We start from the raw sequence: 15876 nt of genomic DNA, 5'->3' as shown, positions 1-15876 counted from the left end.
ATAAATATGTACCGCACGACCCTGCGCAGCGTTTGTTTCCCTTGAACATCAAAACCCTCCGTTCAAGGACTTCTCCATTGCGACCCGACCCACAAGATCTGCCAATTGATGCCGAGCAGAGCTGGCAGCCCGCACACCACGACGAGCATTACGCGCCCCTGCAAGACTGCATGCCCGACTGGCTGACCCGCGCAGCCGCGGCCAGGCGCCAGGCGTTACGCCGCACCGCCCCAAGGCTCGACAGCAAGCTCAAGGCCCAGCCGGCCAGGCACCACGACACACTGAAGAAGCTCAATGCCCGCCACTGGATCGCGCAGAACCAGGTCGACCGGCAACTGGCAAAGCTGCAGGACGCCGCTACGTTCGCCGAGCCGTTGCTGCTCGAAGCACTGCGCGCGCAGTTCGGCATCACCGACCTGGACGTGCGCAAAACCTGTTTGCGCCTCTATACCTCGCTGTCATTGGGCGCTGCGCGCACCTGGACGGTGTCGCTGCTTGACGCCGCCCTGCACAACTTCGAAGAGCACGAAACACTTGAGGGGGCGTACGAACCCGCTTCGGCGTTCATCACCGAGCCGGATCAGGCTGGCCGATTCGAAACGCTGCCCTCGCTCGATAAAACCCTGGGGATCCCGGCATTCACCCGGCTGTGCCGGGAGCTGGACATCGGTCGCCTGTATCAACAGCACCTCAACGAGCAACTGGGTCTGAACGACCCGAAGGTGGCCGCTGCGCTACGGCGAAAAGTCGATGCCAGCCAACAAGCGGCATTCAAGGCAGCGCTGCAATACGCACGGATGAACAACGACATCCAGGAAGGCTTTGCGCGGACGATCGAAGGTTTGCTCGATGGGCTGCAAGGTTTGCGCTTCAATCGCTTGCCGGTCCTGTGTCACCAGTTGACGCTACTGGCCACGCCACTGAGCGCCATTCGGGTGTTTGCCGCAGATTTGCAACGAAGCCGCGAAACCACGCCCGTGGTGGTGTACATCCCGGACGACCCCGAACATCCGCTCAAGGAATATGCCTCATCCAGCGAATTTGCCACTGAACTCACCCGACAACTGCGCTCGCCCGACTACCAGCACTTTTTCAGCAGGTTCGTCGCGCATGAACAACGCGGTCACTTCTTCAGTGAACTGAACCGCTGCCTGAGCCAGTTGACGCTTCATTCACCCGCACCCGGCAGCGGACTGCCCGCGTGGCGAAGCGAGCCCATCGACAACCCCGACCTGCATCTCGAGGCGTCGGTGATCAGCGGTGATCTCTGGCAGCAGCTTTACCACAGCAATCTGGACAAGATTCTCAATGATGCGCGCGTCATTGCCGTGCCGACGGCGAGGGTCGATCAAAAAGCGCGCTGGGCGTTCTGGGACTCCGTGGTCGATATCGCCCAGACCCTGCTCAACATTGCGTCATTTGTCGCCATGCCGTTTGTGCCATTTCTTGGCGAATTGATGATGGCGTACATGGCGTTCCAAATACTCGACGAAACGTTTGAAGGCATCGTTGACTGGGCAGAGGGGCAAACCAGCGAAGCCTTTGAGCACTTGATGGCGATGACCGAAGCACTGCTGCAATTGGGCCTGTTTGTCGCCGGTGGCGCGGTGATTGCCAGTGAGTATCGCCGGGTACTGCCACGCGAAATCGTGCAGTTCATCGACCGCTTCAAATCCGTTCGCGGCGCCAAGGGCAAGAAAACCTACTGGAAGCCCGACCTCACGCCTTACAAACAGAAAATTTCGCTGCCCGAGAATTCCACCCCCAACGCACTGGGTCTGCACGAACATCAGGGCAAACAGGTGCTGCGCCTGGACGGCGATCACTTCGAGGTCAGCCAGGATCCGCACAGCCACAGCTATCGAATCGAACATCCCTCCCGCCCCGACGCTTACAAACCGGTGTTGCGCGACAATGGTCACGGCGCCTGGCACACCGAACTCGAACAACCGCTGAGCTGGGAAAAGGACACGCTGCTGCAACGTATCGGGCCTGTTGTCGACGCCATTGCGCCCGCACAGCGCGAACAGATTCTTCAAGTCAGCGGCTGCTCCGAAGATGCCTTGCGCAAAATGCATGTCAATCAAGAAGCACCGCCGCCACTGCTGGCCGACACCCTCAAACGCTTCAGGATTGATCAGGATCTGCAACGCTTCATCGACCAGATCGCCAGTGACGTACCTGAGCAATACCTGAGCGCTGATCCGGCCACACAATTGCAACTCCTCAGCGAAGCCGAGCGCTGGCCGAAAGACCAGGCGCTACGCCTGCTGGACAGCCAGGGACAGGTGCTCTGGCAATCCTCAGCGAGTGAATACAGTCGACTCATCGAGCTTCGTCAAAACCAGTTGGCGGACGGCGACGTACTCAAAACGTTGCTGCAACAGCTCACCGAAAACCAAATCGGCCAATTGTTAAACGAGGAGTTCGGCAAGCCGTTCAAGTCTCTTGATTGGCGTACGCGCAACCTGCGCGACACCCTGGCGCAGATCGCGCGAGCGCAACGCAGCGCACTGTTTGAATCGCGCTACCGGCTGCTCGAACAAAGCGCCGACGCTCAGGTGCAGACACTTGTGCAAAGCGATCCGCCATTACCCCTCAGCGTGGCGCAGGAAATGCTGCACAACGCCAGCGGACGCGAAGTGCTGCAGATCGCCCAGGGCCAATTGCCCGAACGGCTGGAGAAACTCACCCGACTCGTCAGGCAGGAGGTGTTGGTGACCCGTGCTTATGAAGGGCTGGCTCTGGCGTCGGTGGAACCGGCGCAAACCGACGTGCTGGCGCTGCACAGCCTGGAAACGCTGCCCGGCTGGTCCCACGAGGTTCGCATTGATGTGCGCCAAGGATCATTCGACGGCCCGGAACTGGACAGCATCGGTCACGCCAATGCGCCCATTCACAAAGTGCTGGTGCGACAGGACGGCGCTCGATACCAACCTTTCGACAGTCAGGGTCAGCCGCTGCACGGGACATCGGATCTGTACGACAGCGTGCTGCGAGCACTGCCCGACGCACAGCGTGATGCACTGAAGCTGAACATCGGCGAAGCAGAGAAACTCAAACGGCTGGTGCAGGAAAAACCACTGGCGCGAGATGCGCTTCGCATCGCCCTGAACATCCAGCCTGTCGAACCGCAGGTCGATGCCCTGCGCTTGTTGGGCCGGGCGGGCTACCCCCGGGTGACGCCCGAAGTGCTCTCGCTGAAGGAGCGAATCCGCCTGCTGTATCCAGCCCTGAGCGACAGGGAAATTGCGACCATGCTGCGCCACCTCGGATCGAATCCGCGCGCCGTGCTGTCACGACTGACTGACGAATACCTTCAACTGCAACATGAGCTGCAAATCTGGGCCAACAATCCGCCGGCCCTGCACCCGATCACCGGAGAAGCACTCGATGCCTGGCAAACCTCCGCGCAAATCAGCAATCGCCGAGCGCTAAGAACACAGATCATGCGCGCGTGGCGCAGGGAAACCGCCTTTCATGATGAAGAAGAAGGCCCTGCATCCGGCCACATCATCAATTTCTCCCAGCCGATACTGGGCGACCTGCCCGTCCTGTCCGGGGACTTCAGCCATATCAGTGCGGTGACTCTGGACGGCCACTCCGGGACAACCGGCGTCAATGCGTTTTTGCAGCAGTTCAGCGAACTGCGGCGCCTGGCCCTGATCGATTTCAAGCTGCCCGGCGTGCCAGAGGCACTCTCGCAAATGCCGGCACTCAATGACCTGATCTTGAGCGAATGCGAGCTGGTGCTCACCCCGGCCAGCCAAACAATCCTCTCATCGCTGCGCGCGCTGAGGTTTCTGGACTTGTCGAAAAACCCACAACTAAACTTGCCACCCGACATCGCAAGCATGCCGAAGCTGTACCTTCTGGAACTCAGCAACACCGGTATCAGCCACGTCCCCGAGGGCCTGCAAAATCACCCGCAGTTGAGCATTGGCGTGTTTGACGACAACAACATCAGCGAGCTGCCGGACTGGCTCTTCGAATTGTCTTCCGAGCGCAGCGACGGCATCAGCTTTGCCAACAATCCACACCTGAGCAACGCCGCTCGCGAGCAGATCAAAACGCACTACCAACGAACCGGGCAGTGTTTCGAAGTGCTGGTCGATCAGGCGGATATCGTTCAGACCCAAGAGCTGTATCCCAATCTGGACAAGGAAGAGGCGAGCGATTTTGTCTATCAATTGCCCGGCACCCTGATTGACGGTCGGGCGGAACTGCTACGGCGCAAGGCCGAGCTTGAACAGTTGCTGGTTGACCTGCGCGAGTGGTCGCAAAACACGCCGCTGACTCACCCCGTCAGTGGCGCCCCGCTCAGTGCAGCCGAGATCAGCGCCGAGCAGATGCGGCGTAACGAATTCCAGAGCACGCTGGAAGACTGCTGGCGGCAAATACCGAAAACCGATGCGCCTGAAGGTGAATACGGCTTCGCTTCACATACCGCAATCATGGGTGATCTGCCGGTGCTGACAGCGGACTTCAGCCACGTGCCCACGCTGTACCTGACCAGCCCGGAAAACTTCGTCACCCGCGTCGGTGGCTTTCTCGAGCGCTTTACCAAACTGCAAGAGCTGACGATTCGCGGTTACCGACTGGACGACATACCGCAGGCGGTTTTCGCCATGCCACAACTGAGTGCGCTGAACCTGCCTGAATGCGCAATCACGTTGACCGAAGCCAGCGCGGACGCCCTGGCCGGCATGGAACAACTGGAGATGCTCAGTCTTCGTGACAACCCGTTGGGCCGCACGCCCCAGGTAAGCGCCATGAGCAATCTGGCGCTGCTGGATCTGAGTTCAACCGGCATCACCGAGGTCCCGACCGGCTTATTGGCCATGGGCAACTGGACACTGATTGACCTGAGCAGTAACGCAATCAGCGAAATGCCCGTCGAACTCATGGAGGTCGATGCCAAGCACCTGATGAACTTTGGCAACAATCCGTTCAACGCGCAAAGCGTGGAACGCATCAACGCCTATTACCGGCGTACGGGCAATGATCTGGGTATTGGAGGCCAGGAGCGCCTGGTAAGGCGCTAGGCACAAACGCTCATGGGCGAGGTCGCTTGCTCATGACCATTGACCCTTCAACCGCGCTCGGTGGGTACCGACGACAATTCAAACGGGCTGCTACTGCGCCGCTGGTTGCGATCTTCCCGTGGCGTGGCACCGAAGAAGTTGCGGTAGGCGCTGGAGAAATGCGGCCCCGAGGAGAAGCCGCACGACAGGCCGATCTGGATGATCGACTTGCTCGTTTGCATCAACATCTGCCGGGCCTTGTTCAGGCGCAGTTCCAGGTAATACTGGCTTGGCACGCGGTTGAGGTATTGCTTGAAGATCCGCTCCAACTGCCGACGGGACACGCACACATGCTGGGCGATTTCGTCGGTGGTCAGCGGCTCTTCGATGTTGGCTTCCATCAGCAACACCGCCTGGGTGAGCTTGGGGTGACTGGAGCCGAGACGGTTCTGCAACGGAATACGCTGACGCTCACCGCCCTCGCGGATGCGCTCGACCACCAACTCTTCCGAGACCGCTCCGGCCAGTTCCGCACCATGGTCACGGGCCAGCACCGCCAGCAACAAGTCGAGTACCGACATGCCGCCACACGCGGTCAGGCGATCGCGATCCCAATCAAACAGATGGCTGGTGGCGATGACCTTCGGGAAACGCTCGGCGAAATCATCCTGCCAACGCCAGTGCACGGCAGCGCGATAACCGTCAAGCAAACCCAGTTGCGCCAACGGGTAGACACCGGCAGACAAGCCACCGATCACGCAACCGGCACGCACCAGTTGCTTGAGCGCGCTGCTCAGTGGCGAGGCCAACGCGGTGGGCGGCTCGTCGGCGAGCAGGAACAGTTTCTGGAAGTTTTCCAGCTTGCCGGCCCACGGCTCGCCGGGCAACTGCCAGGCACCTTCGACGGGCGGCTCGGCCTGCAAGAACGACAGTTCGTAAACCACGTCCGGGTGCACCCGCTGCGCAACGCGCAAGGCCTCCTCCGCCAGAGCCAAAGTCAGAGCTTTAGTGCTGGGCCAAATCAGGAAACCAATTCGATGGGCAGTCATGGGCGGGCGATCCGAAACGAACAACGGTGATGAAGGCAAGGGCCAATGCTAGCCCGAAATCGAAACTGTCGCAGATCCATTGTGGGAGCGGGCTTGCTCGCGAATGCGATAGATCAGACACCAATGATGTCGACTGATACACCACTTTCGCGAGCAAGCCCGCTCCCACAGGGGGTCGAGCAAGTCTTCAGGTCGCGAAGCATGACCTAATTTGGTGCGTAACGGCAGCGCTGTTTACTTGAGGCTACCCGACAGGAACTGTTGCAGGCGTTCCGATTGCGGATTAACCAGCACTTCGCGCGGGTTGCCGCTTTCCTCAACAACACCTTTGTGCAGGAACACCAACTGGTTCGACACTTCACGGGCAAAGCCCATTTCATGGGTCACGACGACCATGGTGCGACCTTCCTGAGCCAGCGCCTGCATCACCTTCAGCACGTCGCCGACCAGCTCCGGGTCAAGCGCCGAGGTCGGCTCGTCAAACAGCATCACTTCCGGTTCCATCGCCAGCGCACGGGCAATCGCCACACGCTGCTGCTCGCCACCGGACATATGCCCCGGGAACGCATCCTTACGATGGGCCACGCCGACCTTGTTCAGGTAATGCTCGGCTTTTTCGCGGGCTTCGGCCTTGGATACACCCAGTACATGGACCGGCGCTTCCATGATGTTTTCCAGCGCGGTCATGTGCGACCACAGGTTGAAATGCTGGAACACCATCGACAGGCGCGAGCGCATGCGTTGCAGCTGTTTCGGATCAGCGGCTTTCAGCGCGCCGTCCTTGTTCGCCACCAGTTTCAGCTCTTCGTTATTGAGCAGGATCTTGCCCGCGTGCGGCTGCTCGAGCAGGTTGATGCAGCGCAGGAAAGTACTTTTGCCGGAGCCACTGGAGCCGATGATGCTGATCACATCGCCGGCTGCCGCTTTCAGGGAAACACCCTTGAGCACTTCGTGACTGCCATAGCGTTTATGCAGGTCTTGGACTTCAAGTTTGTACATGCGGTCGGTTCTCACAAAAACAGTGGATCAGTCATTCAGCAAGTGGCCGTGACGCAGCGCGTCGCGCCCCGCCACTTTGGCCAGCCAGAAGCCTGCTTGGGCATAACGTAGTCGTTCAACGGCAAACAACACCCCGGACGTGGCGGCACAGACAATGCTCACCTTATCCGTCAAAGGATCAATGACTTCAAACAGCGCCTCACCCTCGTTAATCCATTCCCCCGGCTTGCGCAGGAACGTCACGACACCCGCGTGAGGCGGGAAGAGCATTTCCGTGCCCTCCAGTGGCATGCCTTCGCAAGCCTCGTGCTGCGCGGCAGGCCATTCACCACCGATCAAACCCTGTTCGGCGAGAAACGCCAGAATGCCTTCGGCACAGTTGATCGCCTGCTCACGTCCGGTGTCGGACTGGCCACCCAGCTCCAGAGTCGTCGCGCTGCAGGCCAAAGGAATCTGTGCTTGAGGAAACTGCCGTGCCAGGCGCAGCCACGGCAGCGAGCAGGCTTCATCAAAGGAACTGCCACCGGAATCTTCCGCCAGCAAAGCCACCTTCATGTCCAAATATTGCGCCAGCGAGCGCCACTGCGGCCATTGCTGAGGCAAGGCATACATGTGCATGACCGCTTCACAGTCGCAATGCAGATCAAGCACCACATCCGCCGTGCAGGCATGGCTGAGCAAGATGCGTTGCAAGCCTTGCAACTGGCTGCTGGCCGGCGGCAATGCCGCCAGATGATCGCTCATCGCCTGACGAATCAAGCGGATGTTGGCGTGCGGATCATCGCCCAGACGCCCTTCCAGCCCGGCGGCCAGCGGCGCGCTGAGCTCGACAAAATCACGATTGAAATTCTTGCCGCTACCGGCCTCGAACCGCCCCTGATGCGCGCCTTGCAGCAACTGCCCGAGGCCGATCGGGTTGGCCACAGGCACCAACTCGATCACCCCCTTGAGCAAGCCGTCGGCTTCAAGTTTGGCGAGGCGTTTTTTCAGCTCCCAGGCGGTGCGCATGCCCGGCAATTCGTCAGCGTGCAGGCTGGCCTGAATGTAGGCCTTGCGCTCGCCGCTGCCGAAGCGGAACACCGAAACCTGGCGCTCGCTGCCTAAATGGTTCCACGGCAATACATGATCGATGCGTTCCATATCAATGCTTCCTTGGGGCCAGATAGCTCAACCAGCGTCGCTCGGCCAGCTTGAACAGGCGCACCAGAATGAAAGTCAGACACAGGTAGAACACGCCGGCGGTGATGTAAGCCTCGAACGGCAGATAAAACTGCGCGTTGACGGTACGCGCCGCGCCGGTGATGTCGATCAGGGTGACGATGGACGCCAGACTGGTGGTCTGCAGCATCATGATCACTTCGTTGCTGTACTGCGGCAGCGCCCGGCGCAGGGCCGATGGCAGCAGGATGCGCTTGTACAGTTTGAAGCGCGACATGCCCATGGCCTTGGCCGCTTCGATCTCACCGTTCGGCGTGGCCTTGAGGCTGCCGGCGATGATTTCCGCGGTGTAGGCGCTGGTGTTGACCGCGAAGGCCAGGCACGCACAGAACGTGGCGCTGGACAACCATGGCCAGAGGAAGCTTTCCCGCACGGCTTCGAACTGGGCCAGACCGTAGTAGATCAGGAACAGCTGAACCAGCATCGGCGTGCCGCGAATCACGTAGGTGTACAGCCACGCGGCGCCGTTGACGATCGGGTTCTTCGAGACGCGCATCAGGCCCAGCGGCAGTGCCGCCAACAGACCGAAAAACAGCGACAGCGCGAGCAATTTGAGGGTGGTCAGCAGGCCGCCGAGGTACAGCGGCATGGCCTCCCAAATGACGTTGTAGTCGAAGATCATAGATCAGCCGCCCTTACGCCTACCGAGTAGCGCTTCTCAAGTTGACGCAGGATCAGCAACGACACGCTGGTAATCACCAGGTACATCGCCGCCACTGCGAGGAAGAAGGTAAAAGGCTCGCGAGTGGCGTCTGCCGCCTGCTTGGCCTTGAACATCATGTCTTGCAGACCGACCACGGAAATCAGCGCGGTGGCCTTGGTCAGTACCAGCCAGTTGTTGGTGAAGCCGGGAATCGCCAGACGAATCATCTGCGGCACCATCACCCGGAAGAACACCTGAAAACTGCTCATGCCGTACGCCATGCCCGCCTCGGCCTGACCTTTGGGGATCGCCATGAACGCGCCCCGGAAGGTTTCCGACAGGTACGCACCGAAGATGAAACCGAGGGTGCCGATACCGGCGGCCAGCGGGTTCAGGTCGATGTAGTCGTCATAGCCGAGCATCGGCGCCACGCGGTTGAGCAAGTCCTGACCGCCGTAGAAGATCAGCAGGATCAGCACCAGATCGGGAATCCCGCGGATCACCGTGGAATACAGATCGCCCAGCCAGGCCAGCCAGCGCACCGGCGACAGGCGCAGCGCAACACCGATCAGCCCGAGAACGATGGCCAGAGCCATGGACGACAAGGCGAGCTGAAGCGTCAGCCATGCGCCATCGAGGATGACAGCCCCGTAGCCTTTCAACATGATTCAGGTCCTCGAAAGTTGGGATGAAAAAATGGCGCAAACCGCAGAGATCCTGTTGCTTGCGCCATTTCGGACTTGTCGCAGAGACGTATTACTTGCCGTAGATATCGAAGGCGAAGTACTTGTCCTGGATTGCTTTGTATTTGCCGTTTTCACGGATAGCCGTGATAGCGGTGTTGATCTTGTCTTTCAGGGCGTCGCCCTTGCGCACTGCGATGCCTACGCCGTCGCCGAAGTATTTGACGTCGGTGAATGCCGGGCCAACGAAGGCGAAACCTTTGCCAGCGTCGGTTTTCAGGAAACCGTCATCCAGCAGGGTCGCGTCAGCCACGGTGCCGTCGAGGCGACCGGCGGCCACGTCGAGGTAGATCTCGTTCTGCGAACCGTATGGCTTGATCTCGGCACCCAGCGGGGCCAGGACTTCGCGGGCGAAGCGCTCGTGGATCGAACCACGTTGCACGCCGATGTTCTTGCCCTTGAGCTCAGCCAGACCTTCGCTGACCTGAGTACCGGCCTTCATGACCAGACGAGCCGGGGTGTTGTAGTACTTGTTGGTGAAGTCCACGGACTTCTTGCGATCTTCAGTGATCGACATGGACGACAGAATCGCGTCGATCTTGCGCACTTTCAGTGCCGGGATCAGACCGTCGAACTCTTGCTCGACCCACACACACTTGACCTGCATCTGCTCGCACAGCGCGTTGCCGATGTCATAGTCGAAACCAACGATGCTGCCATCCGGCGCTTTCGAGGCGAACGGAGGGTAAGCCGCTTCGATACCGATCTTCAGAGGTTTTTCATCAGCGAAGGAATTCAGCGACAGCACGGACAGTGCCAGGGCGCCAAGCAGCACAAGTTTCTTCATCTTGGGACTCCATCGGTAAAGGGCAAAAACGGCAGAGTGAGCAACAGCCCAATATGCGAATGGGTGAATCGGAAAATCGGTTGCTGCATCGGTGGGAAATTTCCCATTGAAACCGTCAGGGGTTTCAACGTCAGCCACGATGAGCCAGTGACCGGCATTCTAACGACAGGCCAGAAGCCGATATTTCTTCAATGCGACAACTAATTACAGATGCACAGAGAAAGCGACTTTAGCGCATTGACAGCCTTGCAAATTCATGCAAGAGCGAAAGATTGTGAACCGATCTATGCTGCAAATTGCGGGCCTATTATTCGCAAACCCTTCTAATCCGGCAAGCGCAGCGTTGTGTCTTATTTTTCACCCGGGGTTTTGAGGCTCTAAAACGGGGCGATGCGTTCCCCTTTGCCCCGATTTGGCGCGGGTGGTTACACATATGGTTACGGGAATGAGGGCGGGTAACAGCGGGAAATGTCTTACGGCGCAAATCGATAATTATTGGCTGGGTGGTTTCGGTTTCTGGCCGGGACTACACGGGGGTGTCAGAAATTTTGTGTTCGGGCATAACATGAGTAAGAGGTGCATGTATGCCAACCAAAAAGAAACCCCTGCGTGACCTACCAAAAATCCCCAAGGAGCTGCTCGAAGAGTTCGGTGAGGGGCTGATTACCGCAGAGGCTATTGAAGACGCTTCTGCGGCCTTCAAGAAGGCCTTGATTGAGCGAGCATTGAGTGCCGAGCTCGGTCACCACCTGGGGTATCCGCCGGGCGCGCAGCGCCCAGAGGATGAAACCAACCAGCGCAATGGCAAAACGGGCAAGACGATTTTGACGGGGGATGGCCCGCTGCGGCTGGAGATTCCCCGTGATCGGGATGGCAGTTTTGCCCCCATTCTGATCCCCAAGCATGAGCGGCGTTACACCGGTTTTGATGACAAGATCATCGCCATGTATGCCCGAGGCATGACCGTTCGAGAAATCCGCGCTTTCCTCTCTGAGCAATACGGGACGGACGTTTCCCATGACTTCATCAGCTCAGTCACGCACGAGGTGATGGAGGAAATTGGTGCGTGGCAACAGCGACCGCTTGAGCCGATGTACCCAGTCATTTTCTTCGATGCGCTGCGGGTCAAGATCCGAGAAGAAGGCCTTGTCCGCAACAAGGCGATTTACTTGGCGCTGGGTGTTTTACCCGATGGAACGCGCGATATTCTTGGTATCTGGATCGAAAACACCGAGGGTGCGAAGTTCTGGATGAAGGTCTTCAACGACCTCAAGACCCGCGGCGTAGAGGACGTGCTGATCGCCGTGACTGACGGTCTCAAAGGCATGCCAGAGGCGCTAAGCGCAGTATTTCCGGCAACAACGCTGCAAACATGCATCGTCCACTTGATCCGCAACAGCCTCGATTACGCGGCGTGGGACAAGCGCCGTGAGCTGGCCAAGGCGCTAAAACCGATCTATCAAGCCATCAACGCAGAAGCGGCTGAGGAAGCACTGGATGCCTTTGAAAATGGCCCTTGGGGTAAGCAATACCCAACGGTGGTGGCGGCCTGGAGACGAGCCTGGGATCGAGTGATTCCATTTTTTGTCTTCCCGCCTGCCATTCGAAAAGTGATCTATACGACCAACGCTATCGAAAGCATCAACGCTCAGCTACGCAAGATCATCAAGACCCGGGGCCACTTCCCGACGGATGACGCAGCGACCAAGCTGATCTGGCTTGGGCTGCGTAACATCACGGCAAACTGGGGCTCGGCGGCTCATGACTGGAAGAGTGCGATGAACCAATTTGCGATTCTGTACGGAGATCGATTTATCAGGCCGACCTGGTAAAACCCGGCCTGCCTGACGGCAGGCCATTACCGGCCCGCACACAAAAAATCTGACACTCTCGACTACACCAGCGCCTGACAAATTGCCTTCGCGAGCAAGCCCGCTCCCACCATTGGAATGTATTCCTACAGCTGGACTGCCATCTACCTGTGGGAGCGAGCCTGCTCGCGAAGAGGCCAGCCGAGCCACCACATAAACCGAACCACTACTCACAGACACCCCCACCCCAACGGCTGGAACTCATTCCAACTGTGGGAGCGGGCCTGCTCGCGAAGAGGCCAAACCAGCCACCCCATAAACCGAACCAATACTCACAGACGCCCCCACCCCAACGGCTGGAACTCATTCCAACTGTGGGAGCGGGCTTGCTCGCGAAGGGGCCAGCCCAGCCACCACATAAATCGAACCAATACTCACAGCCCCCCCACCCCAACGGCTGGAACTCATTCCAACTGTGGGAGCGGGCTTGCTCGCGAAGGGGCCAGCCCAGCCACCACATAAATCGAACCAATACTCACAGCCCCCCCCACCCCAACGGCTGGAACTCATTCCAACTGTGGGAGCGGGCTTGCTCGCGAAGGGGCCAGCCCAGCCACCCCAAAACCTCCAGACATAAAAAAGCCCCGCCCGGCAAACACCGGACGGGGCTTTTCAATGCATCAGACCGAATGCTTAAGCCACATTCATGGTCTTGTGCGTATCAATCAAATGCTGCACCACACCCGGATCCGCCAGAGTCGAAATATCGCCCAACCCGTCGTACTCAGCCGTAGCAATCTTGCGCAGAATGCGGCGCATGATCTTGCCCGAACGGGTCTTCGGCAGCCCCGGCGCCCACTGGATCACGTCCGGCGAAGCAATCGGCCCGATCTCTTTGCGCACCCAGTTCTTCAGCTCCAGACGCAGTTGCTCGCTCGCCTCCTCGCCATTCTTCAGCGTGACATAGACATAAATGCCCTGCCCCTTGATGTCATGCGGCACACCGACCACCGCCGCCTCAGCGACTTTCGGATGCGCAACCATCGCGCTTTCGATCTCGGCCGTACCCATGCGGTGGCCAGACACGTTGAGCACGTCATCCACACGCCCGGTGATCCAGTAGTAACCATCGGCATCACGCCGCGCACCGTCACCAGTGAAGTACATGCCACGGAAGGTCTTGAAGTAGGTATCAACAAAACGGTCATGGTCGCCATACAGCGTGCGCGCCTGACCTGGCCACGAATCGAGAATCACCAGATTGCCTTCAGCCTCGCCCTCAATAATGTTACCGAGGTTGTCGACCAGCGCCGGCACCACACCGAAGAATGGCCGTGCCGCCGAACCCGGCTTCAGCGCGTGAGCGCCCGGCAGCGGGCTCATCATGTTGCCGCCGGTTTCGGTCTGCCACCAGGTATCAACAATCGGGCAACGCGACTTGCCGACATTCTTGTAATACCAATCCCACGCTTCCGGGTTGATCGGCTCACCGACCGAACCGAGCAGACGCAGGCTGCTGCCATCCGCGCCTTCAACAGCGGCCTGACCCGAGGCCATCATCGCGCGGATCGCGGTCGGCGCGGTGTAGAGGATGTTGACCTTGTGCTTGTCGACGATCTTCGCCACCCGGGTGATGTCCGGATAGTTCGGCACGCCTTCGAACAGCAGCGTGGTCGCGCCATTGGCCAGCGGGCCGTAGACGATATAACTGTGGCCGGTGACCCAGCCAACGTCGGCGGTGCACCAGTAAACTTCGCCCGGACGGTAGTCGAACACACGCTCGTGGGTCATCGCCGCATACAACAGATAACCGCCAGTGGTGTGCTGCACGCCCTTCGGCTTGCCGGTGGAGCCGGAGGTATAAAGGATGAACAGCGCTTCTTCAGCGCCCATCTCTTTCGGCGCGCAGACGGTGCCCGCCACTTTCATCAGGTCTTCGTACCAGATGTCGCGATGCTGGTTCCACTTGATGTCACCACCGGTGCGCTTGCACACGATGACTTTCTGGATGCTGCTGGTTTCCGGATTGGTCAGCGCGTCGTCGACGTTGGCCTTGAGTGGAATCTTCTTGCCGGCACGAATGCCTTCGTCAGCGGTAATCACCACTTTCGATTTGCAGTCGATGATGCGACCGGCCAGGGCTTCCGGCGAGAAACCACCGAATACCACCGAGTGAATCGCGCCGATCCGGGTGCAGGCCAGCATGGCGACCACGGCTTCGGGAATCATCGGCATATAAATGGTCACCACGTCGCCGCGGTGTACGTCCTGACCACGCAGGGCGTTGGCGAGTTTGCACACTTGCTCGTGCAGTTCGCGGTAGGTGATGTTGCGGCTTTCGGAAGGATCGTCGCCTTCCCAGATGATCGCGACCTGATCGCCGCGCTCGGCCAGATGGCGGTCGAGGCAATTGTAGGAAACGTTCAAGGTGCCATCGGCAAACCACTTGATGTCGACGTGGTGATCGTCGAACGACGTCTGTTTCACCGTGGTGAAAGGCTTGATCCAGTCGAGACGCTTGGCCTGCTCGCGCCAGAAACCGTCAGGGTTGACGACCGACTGCTGGTACATGGCTTTGTAGGTCGCCTCGTCAGTCAGCGTGTTAGCCAGAACCTCGGGACGAACGGGATACAGAGAAGCCGCACTCATCTTTCCTACCTCGGTGTAATAGTTGTTTTTGTATGACCCCGTTGTAGCCGGAGCGGCCCCATAGAACCATTCGACGATGGTAGTAACAAGCCCCTACAAGTCGTGGCGTTACCGAGCCAAAACCCTCAACCCCACGCCCCACGGCCCTTGTAGGAGCTGCCGAAGGCTGCGATCTTTTGATCTTCCGGCGATTGTTACCAAATCTGCCAAAGGTGTTTATCAAAACCCGCTCTGTTTACCCCCACCCCACCTCCCTAAAATTCACCTCGCCGACAAGGCAAAGCGATTAACAACGATACAGCCCCCACGAAGGCCGTTAATCCAGCTCTCCAAGTAATGAAACAAAGCACTGAAGTTCCACACGCAACCCCAAAAAGGTTGCGTGACCCCACTCGACCTCAAAAAGGTAAATTTGAAATGAAAGCTTTATTGGTTCTGGCCCTCAGCAGTCTGTGCGCAACCGCCATGGCAGATGAGGTCCCGACTGATGTCGCACAGCAACAACCGGCCATCGAGGAATACACTTACTCGACTCACCTGGACATCGCCAACGTTGTATCGATGAGCGAAGTGCCAAACGTCTGCGAAGTGGTTCCGATGAAAATGGAATACGACGACTCGAAGGGCCAGCGTCACATCCTGCGTTACAGCGTCATGGGCAACGGCTGCACCAATTGATGCGTTCAGACTGCACCGAATTGGATCTCTCAGCGCAACATTGAGGGTCGATTCCAGCCCGACTTCGGTCGGGCTCAGTTGTGTCTGAAGCCGTCAAAAATGCTTGCAAAACACTAGATGTAGTGAAAAAGCCGATTTTTTGTTCATTTTTTGAGCAAATCCACAAATACGAAATTTCTGCGAAAAAAAATCTATCCCCGGCAAAGCCCTGTAAACCCACGCTCTCACTGAAAAACCACACTCCCCGACCGCTCCATGCGCGGATTCGCCTCAGC

General features: G+C 58.7%; 10 protein-coding genes. 3 read left to right on the top strand and 7 right to left on the bottom strand.

The annotated features are described in order from the left end of the window. Nucleotides 1-77: 77 nt before the first annotated feature. Complete coding sequence (locus ATI02_RS24530; protein WP_100847629.1) at nucleotides 78-5045, top strand: dermonecrotic toxin domain-containing protein; 4968 nt, start codon at nucleotides 78-80, stop codon at nucleotides 5043-5045. Nucleotides 5046-5092: 47 nt separating this feature from the next. Here ATI02_RS24530 and argR read toward each other — a convergent pair whose 3' ends face one another. From argR to ATI02_RS24495, 6 genes are all read right to left on the bottom strand, one after another. Next, entirely contained in the window at nucleotides 5093-6073 is a 981-nt protein-coding gene (gene argR / locus ATI02_RS24525; protein WP_095191413.1) for a transcriptional regulator ArgR, read from the bottom strand. A gap of 234 nt (nucleotides 6074-6307) precedes the next feature. Next, entirely contained in the window at nucleotides 6308-7072 is a 765-nt protein-coding gene (locus ATI02_RS24515; RefSeq protein ID WP_003227281.1) for an ABC transporter ATP-binding protein, read from the bottom strand. Nucleotides 7073-7099: 27 nt separating this feature from the next. Continuing rightward, a complete protein-coding gene (locus ATI02_RS24510) occupies nucleotides 7100-8212 on the bottom strand; it encodes a succinylglutamate desuccinylase/aspartoacylase family protein (RefSeq protein WP_100847628.1) in 1113 nt (370 codons plus the stop codon). A 1-nt stretch (nucleotide 8213) separates the two neighbouring features. Further along, nucleotides 8214-8912: an ABC transporter permease gene (locus ATI02_RS24505; RefSeq protein WP_100847627.1), complete on the bottom strand. Its 699-nt coding sequence runs from the start codon at nucleotides 8910-8912 to the stop codon at nucleotides 8214-8216. Further along, nucleotides 8909-9598 (bottom strand): ABC transporter permease, encoded by a 690-nt coding sequence (locus ATI02_RS24500; protein ID WP_007912702.1) that lies wholly within the window; start codon nucleotides 9596-9598, stop codon nucleotides 8909-8911. The genes ATI02_RS24505 and ATI02_RS24500 overlap by 4 nt, the downstream gene beginning before the upstream one ends. A gap of 91 nt (nucleotides 9599-9689) precedes the next feature. Then, the gene (locus tag ATI02_RS24495) at nucleotides 9690-10463 is read right to left on the bottom strand and encodes an L-arginine-binding protein AotJ (protein WP_100847626.1); all 774 of its coding nucleotides are present in this window, start codon (nucleotides 10461-10463) and stop codon (nucleotides 9690-9692) included. Between the two features lie 584 nt (nucleotides 10464-11047). On the opposite strand from ATI02_RS24495, the gene ATI02_RS24490 reads away from it, so the two are divergent. Beyond that, entirely contained in the window at nucleotides 11048-12295 is a 1248-nt protein-coding gene (locus ATI02_RS24490) for an IS256 family transposase (protein ID WP_095191982.1), read from the top strand. Nucleotides 12296-12967: 672 nt separating this feature from the next. Here the strand turns inward: ATI02_RS24490 and acs are convergent. Next, nucleotides 12968-14923 carry an acetate--CoA ligase gene (acs, locus tag ATI02_RS24485; protein ID WP_100847625.1) on the bottom strand — a complete coding sequence of 652 codons (1956 nt, stop codon included), beginning with the start codon at nucleotides 14921-14923 and terminating at the stop codon, nucleotides 12968-12970. A 417-nt stretch (nucleotides 14924-15340) separates the two neighbouring features. On the opposite strand from acs, the gene ATI02_RS24480 reads away from it, so the two are divergent. Continuing rightward, complete coding sequence (locus ATI02_RS24480) at nucleotides 15341-15601, top strand: DUF2790 domain-containing protein (RefSeq protein WP_003227290.1); 261 nt, start codon at nucleotides 15341-15343, stop codon at nucleotides 15599-15601. Nucleotides 15602-15876: the final 275 nt, after the last annotated feature.

This window comes from Pseudomonas baetica, assembly GCF_002813455.1.
In the GTDB taxonomy this organism is placed as follows: Bacteria; Pseudomonadota; Gammaproteobacteria; order Pseudomonadales; family Pseudomonadaceae; genus Aquipseudomonas; species Aquipseudomonas baetica.
The sequence above is the reverse complement of the archived record's forward strand: the minus strand, read 5'-3'. Positions and strand labels throughout refer to the sequence as shown.